The 13,696-nt window shown below is 35.4% G+C and carries 9 protein-coding genes; 5 read left to right on the top strand and 4 right to left on the bottom strand.

The window, feature by feature from the left end; translation table 11 throughout:
• Nucleotides 1-210: 210 nt before the first annotated feature.
• On the bottom strand, nt 211-1,836 hold the full coding sequence (locus tag ACJRPK_RS07950) for a transporter (protein WP_407139401.1): 1,626 nt from the start codon (nt 1,834-1,836) through the stop codon (nt 211-213).
• A 100-nt stretch (nt 1,837-1,936) separates the two neighbouring features.
• On the opposite strand from ACJRPK_RS07950, the gene ACJRPK_RS07945 reads away from it, so the two are divergent.
• Genes ACJRPK_RS07945 through ACJRPK_RS07930 form a run of 4 tightly spaced genes read left to right on the top strand, consistent with a single transcriptional unit; the run spans nt 1,937 to nt 7,473 of the window.
• Nucleotides 1,937-2,215 carry a DUF4834 family protein gene (locus ACJRPK_RS07945; protein ID WP_148781949.1) on the top strand — a complete coding sequence of 93 codons (279 nt, stop codon included), beginning with the start codon at nt 1,937-1,939 and terminating at the stop codon, nt 2,213-2,215.
• Nucleotides 2,216-2,244: 29 nt separating this feature from the next.
• Entirely contained in the window at nt 2,245-4,692 is a 2,448-nt protein-coding gene (locus tag ACJRPK_RS07940; RefSeq protein ID WP_407139400.1) for a YfhO family protein, read from the top strand.
• Nucleotides 4,693-4,696: 4 nt separating this feature from the next.
• The gene (locus ACJRPK_RS07935) at nt 4,697-5,983 is read left to right on the top strand and encodes a glycosyl transferase family 1 (protein WP_407139399.1); all 1,287 of its coding nucleotides are present in this window, start codon (nt 4,697-4,699) and stop codon (nt 5,981-5,983) included.
• A gap of 32 nt (nt 5,984-6,015) precedes the next feature.
• A complete protein-coding gene (locus ACJRPK_RS07930) occupies nt 6,016-7,473 on the top strand; it encodes a lipopolysaccharide biosynthesis protein (protein ID WP_407139398.1) in 1,458 nt (485 codons plus the stop codon).
• A gap of 61 nt (nt 7,474-7,534) precedes the next feature.
• Here the strand turns inward: ACJRPK_RS07930 and ACJRPK_RS07925 are convergent, their stop codons facing one another.
• Nucleotides 7,535-8,764 carry a hypothetical protein gene (locus tag ACJRPK_RS07925; protein WP_407139397.1) on the bottom strand — a complete coding sequence of 410 codons (1,230 nt, stop codon included), beginning with the start codon at nt 8,762-8,764 and terminating at the stop codon, nt 7,535-7,537.
• Nucleotides 8,765-8,953: 189 nt separating this feature from the next.
• Here ACJRPK_RS07925 and ACJRPK_RS07920 point away from each other — a divergent pair, with 189 nt between their 5' ends.
• Nucleotides 8,954-9,928, top strand: coding sequence for a hypothetical protein (locus ACJRPK_RS07920; protein ID WP_407139396.1), 975 nt, complete (start codon nt 8,954-8,956; stop codon nt 9,926-9,928).
• A gap of 87 nt (nt 9,929-10,015) precedes the next feature.
• Here ACJRPK_RS07920 and ACJRPK_RS07915 read toward each other — a convergent pair whose 3' ends face one another.
• Both ACJRPK_RS07915 and uvrA read right to left on the bottom strand, forming a co-directional pair.
• Nucleotides 10,016-10,624 (bottom strand): hypothetical protein, encoded by a 609-nt coding sequence (locus ACJRPK_RS07915; protein ID WP_407139395.1) that lies wholly within the window; start codon nt 10,622-10,624, stop codon nt 10,016-10,018.
• A gap of 149 nt (nt 10,625-10,773) precedes the next feature.
• Nucleotides 10,774-13,554, bottom strand: coding sequence for an excinuclease ABC subunit UvrA (gene uvrA / locus ACJRPK_RS07910; RefSeq protein WP_407139394.1), 2,781 nt, complete (start codon nt 13,552-13,554; stop codon nt 10,774-10,776).
• Between the last annotated feature and the right edge of the window lie 142 nt (nt 13,555-13,696).

Here is a 13,696-nt window from a genome sequence, read left to right as displayed (position 1 = left end):
TATTCTTTTGTTAAATATACGGACTAGTTCCTATATCAATTTTCTAAAAATAAACGGGATACCGATTTCTTACTTCAATTATACAGCTTCTATTTCTTAGAATTATCTAATCCATTGCTATAAGTGGTGAATACAATTGGTTTTTGCAAAGGCCACTTTATTTGCATTGGGAATTAAAAAACCGAGGTTGTGTTATAGAAATTATTATTTCTAGTTTCCGTTATCGTCTTTTTTTTGATCCTTTTTCTTTTCTTCCTTTTCTTTTTCTTTTTGCTTCTTTTGCTCCTCTTTCAGGCGCATTTTTTCTTCTTTTTCTCTTCGTTTTTCTTCCTCTTTTCGAGCTTTTTCTTCCTTCTTCCGGCGCTTTTCTTCTTGTTTTTTCATTTCCTCATACGCCTTATCAATATCTATATCTTCCTCAGGAATAGGTTTTGCTTCTGTCTCTACGGGTTTTGATGGTTGCTCAGATTCAATTTCTTTTTCCAGATCTTCAAGCTCTTTTTCTATCTGCTCCAGTTCTTGATCTACATCTTGGGGTGCTTCCATTTTATCAAGTTCAGAGTCGATATCCTCAATCATTTTTTGACGTTCTTTTTCAGCTTTTATTAGCGCTTTTTCAGCCTCTTTTGCCTCTTTTGCTTCACGCTTTGCACGTTTTCTTTCTTCTTTTCTGGATTTCTTTTCGTCTTTTTTAGCTTGTTTCTCGCTTTCAATTCGTTCGCGTTCCAGGCGTTCGGCAGTACGTCGTTCATCCAAGTCTTGTTCTAAAGCCTGACGGAAATCTTCGTCTTCAAAATCATTGATCATCGGTATTTTACCTTGTTTAAGGCTATCTGTTTCATCCTCTTCATACTCATAACTATCGATATCCTTCTTTTCTTCATCAAGGATTTCTTCTTCTTCTTCCTTCTCCTTTACACCACCTTCAAGTCCGGGTTGTTCGATTATTTCATCTTTGGTATGCCAATCAAAACGATAAGATCCTCCGAAACTAAAATTGAATATAGAAGGAGTGTCCTTAAAATTGGTAGCAATATGGGCATCTAGTTGAAGATTTTTATCCCAGAGATAGGCACCACCAACTCTTAAGATATCATCACTATAAAAATCACTTTTTTGACCTTGATACTCTCCAAATACAGCCCATTTATCATTAATTGTATGGGTAGAAGTGATAATCCAACCATATAGTGGCATCTCGGTAGTGACCTTGTCAATTATAAAATTTGTTACTAATACCCAATTGCCGATACGACTTGTTGTCCAGTTGTTTTGAGTCATAATGACTACTTTCGGACTTATGGCTTCATCTTCAGGAAAAGTAAAGGGATTGTCTTTTGTGACATAATTAACCCCAATATATGCAGATACTGCCGGAATTAATGTCTTCCATTTAAAGCGATGTTGTGCTTTCCAGCTATTTAAGTTTACTGAATCTTTTTTAGGATTTTTATAGGGATCAAATATAAGATACTTTGCACCCAAAGTATTGTACTCAAAATTTGTGCGTGTCGTTTTTTCTTCAGAGCTTCCAATAGTTTGTCGAACCCCATCACTACGTAGTCGACCGTCTAATCTAATTTCTAACTGCTCTATCAAAAGTCCATAACGAGCAGAGTAATCAAAATTGAAAAAATTGGTTTTTGTGTTAAGTAGATTATGCTTTTCTTTTCCAAAACCAAATCCGCCTTCGGCTTGCAGTACATTAGTTCCTACAGAGTAAGCTCCCTGCGAAGTTCCTGGTCGATTGCTATTTATCTTTTCGGTATACTGGGCTTGCGAGACAAACGCGCTAAGTATTAGCACAAGAAAAGGTAGAATAGATTTTGGGCTCATATTCAATTGATTTGGCTCAAATATAGTAGATTTTATCATTTTTTTAATGTAGGATAGCGGTAATTCTAACACGAGTTCTTTATTTTTGCAAAAAGACAAAATGCAAGAAGCTTCTTTATCAGGGGTATTAAAGGTTATTCTCATTATTTTGCTCATCTATTATGGGATTAAGATACTAACGCGTTTATTTGGTCCTCTATTGCTTAAATATATTACAAAGAAAGCAGGTCAAAAATTTCAGCAGCAGTTTCAGAACTTTCAGAATCAAGATACTTCTCAAAAATCGCCAGAAGGCGAGGTTACTATCGAAAAGAAATCTAAAAGTAAATCTTCAAATAAAGATGTAGGAGAATATATCGATTATGAGGAAATTGATTAATTTGGCTTTTTATTCGTAAAAATGACCCAATGAAGCCATATATTCGTAAAGTTTTACCGCATCTAATTGTTGTTCTTGGATGCGTGATAGCATCTTTAGCTTATTTTAGCCCAGCAATCAGTGGAAAAAAAATTCGACAAGGTGATATTGTACAGTATAGTGGAATGGCTCGGCAGCAAACCGATTTTAGAAATAAAACCGGTGAAGAACCGTATTGGATAGATAATGCTTTTGGTGGAATGCCTTCCTATCAGGTGGGCGCACAATATGATCACGATTATGTTAAAAAACTGGATCGTTTAATACGTTTTTTACCACGCCCTGCAGACTACCTTTTTTTATATTTTATAGGATTCTACGTGCTACTATTGGTTCTTAAAGTGGACTATAAGCTCGCGTTTTTAGGAAGCCTTGCCTTTGGGTTCTCTACATATTTCATTATAATTCTCGGGGTTGGACACAATGCCAAAGCCCATGCGATTGGTTATATGCCTTTTGTTCTTAGTGGTATCATTCTTACGTTCAGAAAGAAATATTTTTGGGGTGGAGTACTCTTAGCGATAGCTATGGCCTTAGAAATAGCTGCAAATCACATACAAATGACCTATTATTTGTTACTTCTAGTTGTGGTTTTAGGGATAGCATATTTTGTTGATGCGTTTAAAAAGAAAATGATTCCGCATTTTTTTAAAGCAATCGGCGTTATGATTGTCGCAGTTTTCTTTTCTATATTACTCAACGCGACTCCGCTGTTAGCAACTAAACAATATGCGCAATACAGTACCCGTGGTGATACGGGTATCACTATAACTCCAGAAGGTAGGGAAGAAAAAGCGACCGGGTTGGATTATAGCTACATTACGCAATATAGTTACGGTATTATTGAAACGTTTAATTTATTTATTCCTCGTTTTATGGGAGGTGCCTCCTATGAAAATGTGGGTACCAGTTCTAATATATATAACGAGTTGCTCAAGATGGGTGCAAGTCCTTCTCAGGCTAAGGATTTTACACAAAATGTTCCTACCTATTGGGGAGATCAACCGATTGTAGGGGCTCCTGCATATATCGGTGCTGTAGTTATATTTTTGTTTGTGTTGGCGCTATTTTTGGTAAAAGGACGATTAAAATGGTGGCTTGTAGGCGGTTCTATTTTGGCCCTGCTTCTATCCTGGGGTAAAAATTTGGATATTGTAACCAGATTCTTTATCGACTATGTACCTATGTACGATAAGTTTAGAGCAGTTTCTTCTATACAAGTGATTATTGAACTTTGTTTGCCAATATTAGCAATTTTTGGCTTACATCGTTGGTTTAGTGGTTTTGTTTCTAAAGAAGAAAAACTGAAAGCTCTCAAGATGAGTACAATAATCGTAGGAGGAGTCGCATTACTATTTGTATTATTCAAATCTTTGTTCTTTAGTTTTAAAGGGGCTCAGGATGCGATGTGGATCGAACAATATGGACCTGATTTTGTGCGTGCTTTGCGCGAAGACAGAAAAGCTATTTTTACTACCGATGCTATACGGTCGCTAGTATTTGTATTAGCAACAGCCGCCGTTTGTTGGTTATTTGTAAAAAATAAACTGAATCAAAACTTGACGATTTTAATCTTAGGAGTATTGATTCTAACCGATCTTATAACTGTAGATAAAAAATATGTAAACAATGATAGTTTTGTGTCTGCCAGAATGTTGGACAAACCTTTTAGAGCTACCGCAGCTGACCAGGAAATTTTAAAAGATACCACCCACTATCGTGTTTATGATGTAACCGGAGATCCTTTTAATGGAGCAAGAACTTCTTATTTTCATAATGCTTTGGGAGGATATCATGCGGCTAAGCCAGGTAGGATACAGGATTTATTTGATTTTTATTTAGCTAAAGGGGATATGAATATCCTAAACATGTTTAATGTCAAATATTTTATTGTTCCTGATGAAAAACGTGGAGCATTGGTACAACAGAATCAGAATGCCAATGGTAATGCATGGTTTATTGATGAACTAATTACTGTAGGATCTGCAAATGATGAGTTACTGGCCTTAAATGATATTAATACAAAGACTACCGCAGTAATTAATAAAAGTTATTCTGAAAAATACACACAGCGCAAATTTGTCGTCGATAGTGTTGCTACGATCCAATTACTTTCCCATCAGCCTAATAAACTTGAATACGCTTCCCAGAATACAAAGGAAGGTTTTGTGGTATTTTCTGAAAATTATTATCCGGGATGGCAAGCATATATTGATGAGAAACCTGTAGATCACGTTCAAGTAAACTTTGTTTTGCGTGGATTGCAACTACCTAAAGGAAGTCATACCATAACTTTTAAATTTGAACCAAAGGTTATTCAGACGGGAAATTCTATTACGAGTATAGCTACCTTAGTCTTTTTAATATTAATAGGTCTTGGTATCTATTTTGAATTTAGAAAGCGAAAAAAGACGGAGAACTCCAAACTGCAAGCTTAGAAGTATGTTGAAGGTATTGATCATAACATATTATTGGCCACCTGCCGGAGGGCCAGGCGTTCAACGTTGGTTGAAATTTGTCAAATATTTACGTGATTTTGATATTGAACCTATAGTTTATTGTCCGCAGAATCCTAGTTATCCTTTACTTGATGATACTTTGGAGAAGGACATTCCCAAAGATATCACCATACTTAAACAACCTATTTTTGAACCCTATCGTTTTGCGGAAGTCTTTTCAAAATCCGCATCCACGACTATAAGTAAAGGAATCATTGTCAACGAAGAAAAACAATCCTTGATTCAAAAATTGCTGCTCTATATACGTGGTAATTTTTTTATACCCGATGCACGTAAATTTTGGGTTAGACCTTCGGTTAAATATTTAGATCAATATTTGCAAACTAACCCTATTGATATTCTCATTTCCACAGGCCCTCCTCATAGCGTTCATTTGATAGCAAAAGAGCTTAAAAAGAAAATCGGATTGCCTTGGTTAGCAGATTTTAGAGATCCATGGACAACCATTGGGTATCACAAAAAATTAAAATTATCAAAGAGGGCTGCTGCTAAGCACAAAAAATTAGAGTCAGATGTTTTAAGTGCTGTAGATCGACTTCTGGTGACCAGTTATACCACTGCAAAAGAGTTTGAAACACTTACTAACAACCCTATTTCAGTTATTACTAACGGATATGATGAATACAATTATTCTGACGTTGAATTAGATAAGAATTTCACGATTTCGCATATTGGTTCGTTGCTATCCGGAAGAAACCCTATTCAATTATGGCAAGCGCTATATGACCTTACTATCGAAGATGAGGACTTTGCTAAGTTTTTTAAGCTTCAACTAATCGGTGCAACAAGTCCGGAAGTTTTAGAGAGTCTACAAGCAATTGGTTTATCAAAGTTTATAGAGGATAAAGGCTATGTTTCACATCAAGAAGCATTAAAACTGCAAAAGTCTTCACAAGTACTATTGTTGATAGAAATCGATAGTAAAGAAACCGAATGTATCATCCCGGGCAAGTTATTTGAATATATGGTGTCCAAGCGGCCTATACTGGCAATTGGACCAAAAAATGCTGATATAAGAAGTATAATTATGGAAACAGAAACAGGTTCCTTTTTTGAATATGATTCTTATAACGTTATAAAAGAAAAATTAAAGAAGTATTTTGACATGTATCAAAAACAGGAATTATCTACCAAACCTGTAGGTCTTGAAAAATATAGCAGAAAATCATTGACACAAAATTTAGCACAAGTCTTAAAGCAGATGATTTAAATTATCTTTGGATCAGCGATGTAATCACAAATATGGGAATAGTACTTAATCAATCGATACGTAATGGACTTACTACAGTCGTAGGCTTTGGTATCGGAGCGATCAATACTTTATTTTTGTTTACCCATCTATTAGAAAAAGAGTATTATTCGCTGGTTACCTATCTTATTGCTGTATCCAATTTACTTTGGCCCTTTATCGCGTTTGGTATTCACAACACGCTTATTAAATTTTTTACTGCTTACAGAGATAGAGAAGAACAAGATCGATTTTTGAGTATAATGCTGGTAGTTCCAGGTGTCCTTGCAGCAATTTTGAGTATACTATGTATACTATTTCAAGAGCCGATTCTCTCCTATTTTGAAAATGACAACGCCATTGTAAAACCTTATGTCTGGACAATACTCATCCTAGGACTATCAACTGCATATTTTGAAATATTTTTTGCCTGGTCTAAGGTTAAATTGCGAAGTGTATTTGGGAATATTCTAAAGGAAATCTTCGTACGATTATGTACGGCACTTTTACTACTGCTAGTGTATTTTAAGATGATAACAATTCATCAATTCATCTACGCACTTGTAGGGGTGTATGTACTTCGTTTATTTATTATGATGGGCTATGCATTGACACTGCATCCGATCAAATTTACTGTTGCATTACCACAAAATTATTTGAATGTTGGTAAATACTCAACGCTTATCTTAATCGCTGGGTCAGTTGCCAGTTTACTTATTGATTTAGACAAAGTAATGATCGAAAGATTGTGGTTTTTTGAAAGTGTTGCAGAGTATAGCTTGGCTGCCTATATAGCAAGTGTTATCGTCATACCATCGAGAGCTATGCATCAAATCACCTATCCTTTGACTGCTCAACTTTTAAATGATAAAAACTTTGTGGGGCTCAAACAGCTTTATAAACAAAGTTCTATTAATCTCTTCACCATCAGCGGACTCTTATTTATCTTAATTATTTGTAATGTACAGGAATTATACCAAATAATTCCTGATGAGTATCAGCTGTATCTATGGGTAACCCTATGGATTTCATTTTCTAAATTGTTTGATAATCTTTTAGGAAATAATAATGCCATTTTATATAATTCTCCATATTATAGATTGGTCTTGAAGACAGGAGTATTGATGGCAGTTCTGGCCGGGGTATTGAATTATATTTGCATTCCCTTGTATGGAATTGATGGAGCAGGGTTTGCAACATTTACAGCGATTAGTGTTTATAATGGGATTAAATTGTGGATAGTTTATAGGAAATATAAAATGCATCCTTTTGATAAAAATACATGGTTAGTTTTAGTGATAGTTACAAGTTTAAGTTTTGGTTTTTTTTATTGGAATTTTGATTTTAATCCAATCATCAACATTGGACTTAAAAGTATAGTGATTGGTATTTTTTATTTGATCATTATTTTCAAATTGAAGATTTCAAATGATATCAACTTGTTAATAAAGAAAATCCCCCGAGGTGCCTAAGCATACAACTCTGGGGGATTCTCCAACTAACCAACCAAAAAAATTAAAAATCAACTATATTTTAACTTCTACTTCGGGCCGACCTAGAGTTAGTATCCCTAGTCGATGATCTTGTAGAAGATGCTCTTTTTGTTCTACTTTGTCCTTTTGAACCTCTGTCTACAGTACTAGACCGTTTACTTCGTGTAACACGCTCATTCGATTTAGAAGGTGCACGATTGCCTTTATAAGAAGGACGATGCGTAGAGCGATTTGTTACAGAAACTCCTCTTTTTTTTGAGGCATTTTCAGTATTTCTCTTATAAACTCTACTTGAACTTGCATTTGCTGTTCTTGATGCAGCACTTCGTTGTCTATTCACAGTAGATTTATAATTACGACCTTCGTTTGCTTTTGAATTGCTTGAGCGGCTCGCAGAAGCTTGTTTGTTAGTAATACTGCGACTACGCGTATACCTTTTAGAAGCATCAGAACGTTGTTGTTTTACAGTGTTACTAGTTCTACTTCGTGAATTTGCTGCATAATATCGATCATTTCTCTTCTGAGATTGCACCCTTCTGCTTCTATCTTGATAAGCAACTTTTCTAGCTGACTTAAGATGTGCTCCCCGATTGTAATGACTTACTCGTTGAGAAGGGCGATAATAAGATCTTGATCGATAAGGGTTCTGATAATACCCCTTGTTATACGACGCTCTGTAGACATTGTAAGAATATCTATACGGATTATAATATCTACGATATGGACGCTCATACACTATACATCTGGATACTACCGGTACAGTAAAATATGCATGATGAGGGCGATATACATAATGTCTGTTGTATCTGTTGATATATCCGGTAACATTTACATAATGGCCATATCTATTATAATTAACATACAGCCCACCCAAACGAGCTACACGACCGTAACGATTATATGTTATATACACATCTCCTGCTTGGGTAATTCTTCCGTAGTAATCATAAAAAATTGGAACGTTTTCGACCTGTACAACAGCACCATAATCATCATACTGTACATAAGGATCATAATTGTAACCAGAGTTAAAACTTATGTTAACACCAGGGCGATTTACCGATATGCTAACATTACTGCGTCGGTGTGCACTTGGTAGATAAAAGTCAAACTGACCATCAGGATATATCGAAAATTCTACCCCACCTTCAGAAAAAATAAAAGAATTATTATTTCTTGTCACATAGCTTGATGTCGCACTCTCAGTATTTGCGTTAATGCTTGGGGTCATTAGAAGGACACCTGTTAAAAGTAAAATAAAATTTCTCATATCTATTGATTTAGAAAGAACTAATCAGCTCTAAGTTCATCAATTAGTAATCAAGCAGCGTGCCAAAAATTTAAACAACTGAAAAACAAATGTTTATGATTAAATGAGTCTAGATATTAATTTATTAAACATGGTTTTTACTTGTAATTTATAGTTTTTTTAACTTTTTTTGTTAAAAATTGAAGTTATATGTCATATAAGTTAAACGTTAAGTCGAATTGGTTGCTTTTTATAATACCACTATTGCCACTATTAATTTTTGGAGTTCCTGAAATCTATAGTAGTATAGAGAATCATTACAGACGAATTGATGTTTTAGAGGAACGTTCCGCGGAATTAGAAGCTTTAAAAGAACTCAAAAATCCTGATCGTATTACAGAATCAAAAATAAAATCGCTTACTACACAATTGAAGTGGGGGCAGCGGAGCTTACACGGCAGTACCAAGGTGTTTTTGCAAACAGCCGGGCTTTTAATTGTGTTAGCAGGAATGTTCTTGATAATGGCATGGGAATCATCTAAAATGAAAAATTTAAAACTCAAAAACACTGGTTGGTCCGGCTCTCAAAATTTTTCTGATCCTACTCAGGACACTATTGCTCAACAAATTGATTGGTCTCCTGCAAACTCCGGCGGGAGTAACTTTGTTTCCCATAAAATTAAACAAGTTTCATCTTCCATACTTAAAGTGAAAAAAACATCTACGCTTAACCTTTTTGGCGGAGTTTTCTTCTTGGCGGGTCTTAATTACGTAGTACTGGCCTATTACTTCGCTTACATAGGTGGTATTTTGGAAGAACAAAGTATTTTAAAAAATATACAATTGTTTTTTAGAGAAGGAGGTATTTTTCTTCTTCTTGGTTTAGTCTTTTTAGTAATGTTTGCGGGTACAGCAACTTTTAATAAGCATTTGAATCGCTTTAATAAAGGAAAATTTGAGATTTCTTTCTCTGAAATTTATGCAATTCAATTGATAACCGAATTTGTCCAGAGTAGTGGAGGAAGTTCGGGATCCTATCTTAGTCATGAGCTCAATTTAGTTTTGACAAATGGTAATCGTATCAACATCATGGACCATGGGGTAAAAGCACACATAGAAGAAGACGCTATACTACTGGGTAAATTTCTAAATATACCAGTTTGGAATAAAATTTCTACCCTATAATTGAAGCGAGTGTAGCAACTTAATTTAAAAATAAAGCCCGTTATCCAGATCTGATAACGGGCTTTTTTGTGAACAGTTACAAAAGTTTTAATCATCATCGTAGTCCTGTGATTTAGATTTCTTATGACAATTTTTATAGTGTTTTGACTCTTTCTTTTTCTTATGCTTTTTTGCTTTTATGTGGCCTCTGTTGTAACCATCAGTTCTCGTATGCTTACAAACACGATGATGTATAGCACCCTCAGTAAAATTAATAGTATTATATCGTGAATAATACACCTGCATGCCTCCAATTTGTCTCACCAGACCCCTACGGTTATAAGTGACATTAATATTGCCAATCTTTTTTACCCGATCAAAGCGGTCATATGTTATTCGGGTTGACCCTACACGTTTTAATCTCCCATACTGATCATAACGCATATAATTAGTGTCAGTTCCGTACATTGTGTTGTAACTATAAGAAGCTCTTCTATTTGGTGAATGTGCATATCGCCTATCAAAGGCTGATTTTTTTAGTCGAATACTTCCATCAGAAAAAAGTTTAAAAACAGCGCCTTGTTCAAGTATCTTGAATCCCTGTGATCGATTGTTTTTAAACGTTGTGCGATCTTCATTGTGATTATTATGACCTTTTGCGAAGATCAAACTACCACTTGTCAATAAAATAATGGTAAAAAGTATTAATTTCTTCATAATCCTATAGTTTAAGGTTGTGCCTACTCATTAGCATTTCGGCTTCCGCTACAGGAGGTTTATTTTCAAATGATGTGCCAGAATTTTGATTACATCATGATAAAATATTTAAAATTATTACATTAATCTATAAATCAATTAATTATACCCTACAGTTTTTCTTTCAAAAAGTGTCCGGTATATGATTTCTTAACTTTTATAATCTCCTCAGGAGTGCCTGTTGCAATAATATGTCCTCCATTTTTACCTCCATCAGGACCCAGATCAATGATATAATCTGCACATTTAATTAAATCTAAATTGTGCTCAATTACTAATACGGAGTGTCCTTTGTCTATAAGCTCATTAAAAGATTTAAGTAGTTTTTTGATGTCGTGAAAATGCAAGCCTGTGGTAGGTTCATCAAATATGAATAAGGCTTTATCTTTGGTCGTACCTTTTACTAGGAAGGAGGCTAATTTAATACGTTGCGCTTCGCCCCCCGATAAAGTTGATGAGCTTTGACCTAATTGAACATACCCTAACCCTACGTCTTGTAGCGGTTGCAGCTTTTTGGTAATCTTGGACTGGTCATGAGCAGTAAAAAAAGCAATAGCGTCATCTATAGTCATGCATAAAACATCATCTATATTCTTATCATGAAATGCAACTTCTAGCACTTCCTTCTTAAAACGCTTACCATTACAGGTCTCGCATGTTAAGTGAACATCAGCCATAAATTGCATTTCGATGGTTACTTCGCCTTCGCCCTTGCAAGTTTCGCAGCGTCCACCATCTACGTTAAACGAGAAGTGCTTTGGCTTATAATTGCGTATGGTCGATAATTTTTGATTAGAGTACAATGCCCTAATATCATCATAAGCCTTTATGTAGGTAACAGGATTAGATCGAGAAGAGCGACCTATCGGATTCTGATCGACAAATTCTACATGCTTGATATTACTGAATTTACCTTTTAATTCAGAAAACTGTCCAGCTTTCTCTCCGTAGCCTCCTAATTTCTTGAGTAAGGCAGGATAAATTATTTTTTTAACTAACGTACTTTTACCACTACCTGAAACTCCGGTGACAGCCGTAAAGACGCCCAAAGGAATGGTTACACTAACATTCTTTAGGTTATTTTCCCTAGCCCCAATTACTTCAAGAAAATAGGGCGAAGTTCTACGTGTTTTGGGAACTTCAATTTGAAATGCGCCATTTAAGTACTTTGCTGTTAACGAAGAAGCCTTTAAAATTTCATCATACGTTCCATAAGCGACCAATTTACCTCCGTGAGTACCTGCTTCAGGACCAATGTCGATGATTTCATCTGCAGCTTTCATAATATCCTCATCATGCTCAACTACAATTACTGTATTACCCAGATCACGCAGAGATATCAGAACTTGTATTAGTTTTTCGGTATCTTTAGGGTGTAAGCCAATACTGGGCTCATCCAAAATATACATAGAGCCTACAAGGCTACTTCCTAAAGAAGTAGCAAGATTAATTCGTTGCGATTCTCCACCGGATAAGGTGTTTGATTTTCTATTTAACGTAAGATAATCTAAACCTACATTACTCAAAAAGCTAAGTCTGCTATTAATTTCTTTTAGAAGTCGTTTTGCTACCTGTGCGTCGTATTCATTAAGTTCCAGGTTTTGAAAAAACGGTATTAGCTCGTCCAAAGGCTTTTCTACCAGATCCGTGATGGTGGTACCGGCAATTTTAACGTAGTTCGTTTCTGGTCGTAAACGTTTCCCGTTACAGCTTGAACAGCGTGTTTTTCCTCGATAGCGTGATAACATCACACGATTTTGAATTTTATACGCCTTTGCCTCTAATTCTTTAAAAAAACTGTCTATTCCTTCAAAATAACTGTTTCCTTTCCAAAGCAAATCCTTTTGACTTTCGGATAATTCGAAATAAGGTTTATGTATAGGAAAATCAAACTTATAAGCAGATTTAATCAGTTGATCTTTGTACCAGCTCATGCTTTCTCCCCGCCATGGGAAGACAGCTTCTTCATAAATGCTCAAACCGGTATTGGGGATCACCAGATCCTCATCAATGCCTATGACATCACCATAGCCTTCACACTGCGGACAAGCACCGTACGGATTATTAAAGCTAAAGAGATGTACATTGGGTTCAAGAAAGGTAATTCCATCAAGTTCGAATTTATTACTGAATTGGCGGAGCTTATTATCTTTTAAAGTTTCTATAAAACACGTGCCTTTTCCCTGAAAAAAAGCAGCATCAACTGCATCAGCCAATCGATTATAAAAATCCTCATCCTCTCTTTTTATAATACGATCAACTACCAGGAATAGTTCATCATTTTCTGTAACTTGAGAATCCTCAATACGAACAACCTGATCGTTCACCTTTATTCGAGCATACCCTTGTTGTTGTAAAACTTTTAGCTTTTCTTCTGTGGTTCTTCCTTCTTCTACAACTATGGTAGCTAACAACAACATTTTTTCACCATCGTCAAATTGCTTCACATAATTAATAAGATCAGTTACCGTATCCTTTTTTACTTCATCACCAGAAACTGGCGAGTAGGTTTTACCGATACGCGCGTATAAAAGCTTGAGATAGTCATAAATTTCGGTGGTAGTACCAACAGTTGATCTGGGATTTGTAGAATTAACTTTTTGCTCGATAGCTATTGCGGGCGCAATACCTTTAATATAATCAACTTTAGGTTTGTTTAAACGACCCAAAAACTGACGGGCGTACGATGAAAGACTTTCTACATATCGCCGTTGTCCTTCTGCATACAAGGTATCAAAAGCAAGGCTGGATTTACCGGAACCTGATAAACCAGTAATTACAACCAATTTATTACGAGGGATCGCAACATCTAAATTTTTGAGATTATGAAGCCTGGCTCCTTTAATTAATATATTCTTTTTTGGGTCTAAAGTTGTGATATCTTGAGTCATAGTAAATACGCAGTCTACGGGCAAAGATAAGCAATCCGTAATAAGATTAATAACGTACTTCGGGGATATGTGCAGTTAAATAAATTAACAAAAATGATTTGTTTTTCGCGCAGAGTTGCTATATTAGCCACCAGTATAACAA

Origin of the sequence: Aquimarina sp. 2-A2 (genome assembly GCF_045505135.1) — a bacterium.
In the GTDB taxonomy this organism is placed as follows: domain Bacteria; phylum Bacteroidota; class Bacteroidia; order Flavobacteriales; family Flavobacteriaceae; genus Aquimarina; species Aquimarina intermedia.
Note: the sequence above shows the minus strand (reverse complement) of the source record. Positions and strands in the feature narration are given on the sequence as shown.

Coding starts and splice junctions, on each gene's coding strand:
- ACJRPK_RS07930 (WP_407139398.1), top strand. CDS start 6,016: ATGGGAATAGTACTTAATCAATCGATACGTAATGGACTTACTACAGTC.
- ACJRPK_RS07940 (WP_407139400.1), top strand. CDS start 2,245: ATGAAGCCATATATTCGTAAAGTTTTACCGCATCTAATTGTTGTTCTT.
- uvrA (WP_407139394.1), bottom strand. CDS start 13,554: ATGACTCAAGATATCACAACTTTAGACCCAAAAAAGAATATATTAATT.
- ACJRPK_RS07950 (WP_407139401.1), bottom strand. CDS start 1,836: ATGAGCCCAAAATCTATTCTACCTTTTCTTGTGCTAATACTTAGCGCG.
- ACJRPK_RS07925 (WP_407139397.1), bottom strand. CDS start 8,764: ATGAGAAATTTTATTTTACTTTTAACAGGTGTCCTTCTAATGACCCCA.
- ACJRPK_RS07945 (WP_148781949.1), top strand. CDS start 1,937: ATGCAAGAAGCTTCTTTATCAGGGGTATTAAAGGTTATTCTCATTATT.
- ACJRPK_RS07920 (WP_407139396.1), top strand. CDS start 8,954: ATGTCATATAAGTTAAACGTTAAGTCGAATTGGTTGCTTTTTATAATA.
- ACJRPK_RS07935 (WP_407139399.1), top strand. CDS start 4,697: ATGTTGAAGGTATTGATCATAACATATTATTGGCCACCTGCCGGAGGG.
- ACJRPK_RS07915 (WP_407139395.1), bottom strand. CDS start 10,624: ATGAAGAAATTAATACTTTTTACCATTATTTTATTGACAAGTGGTAGT.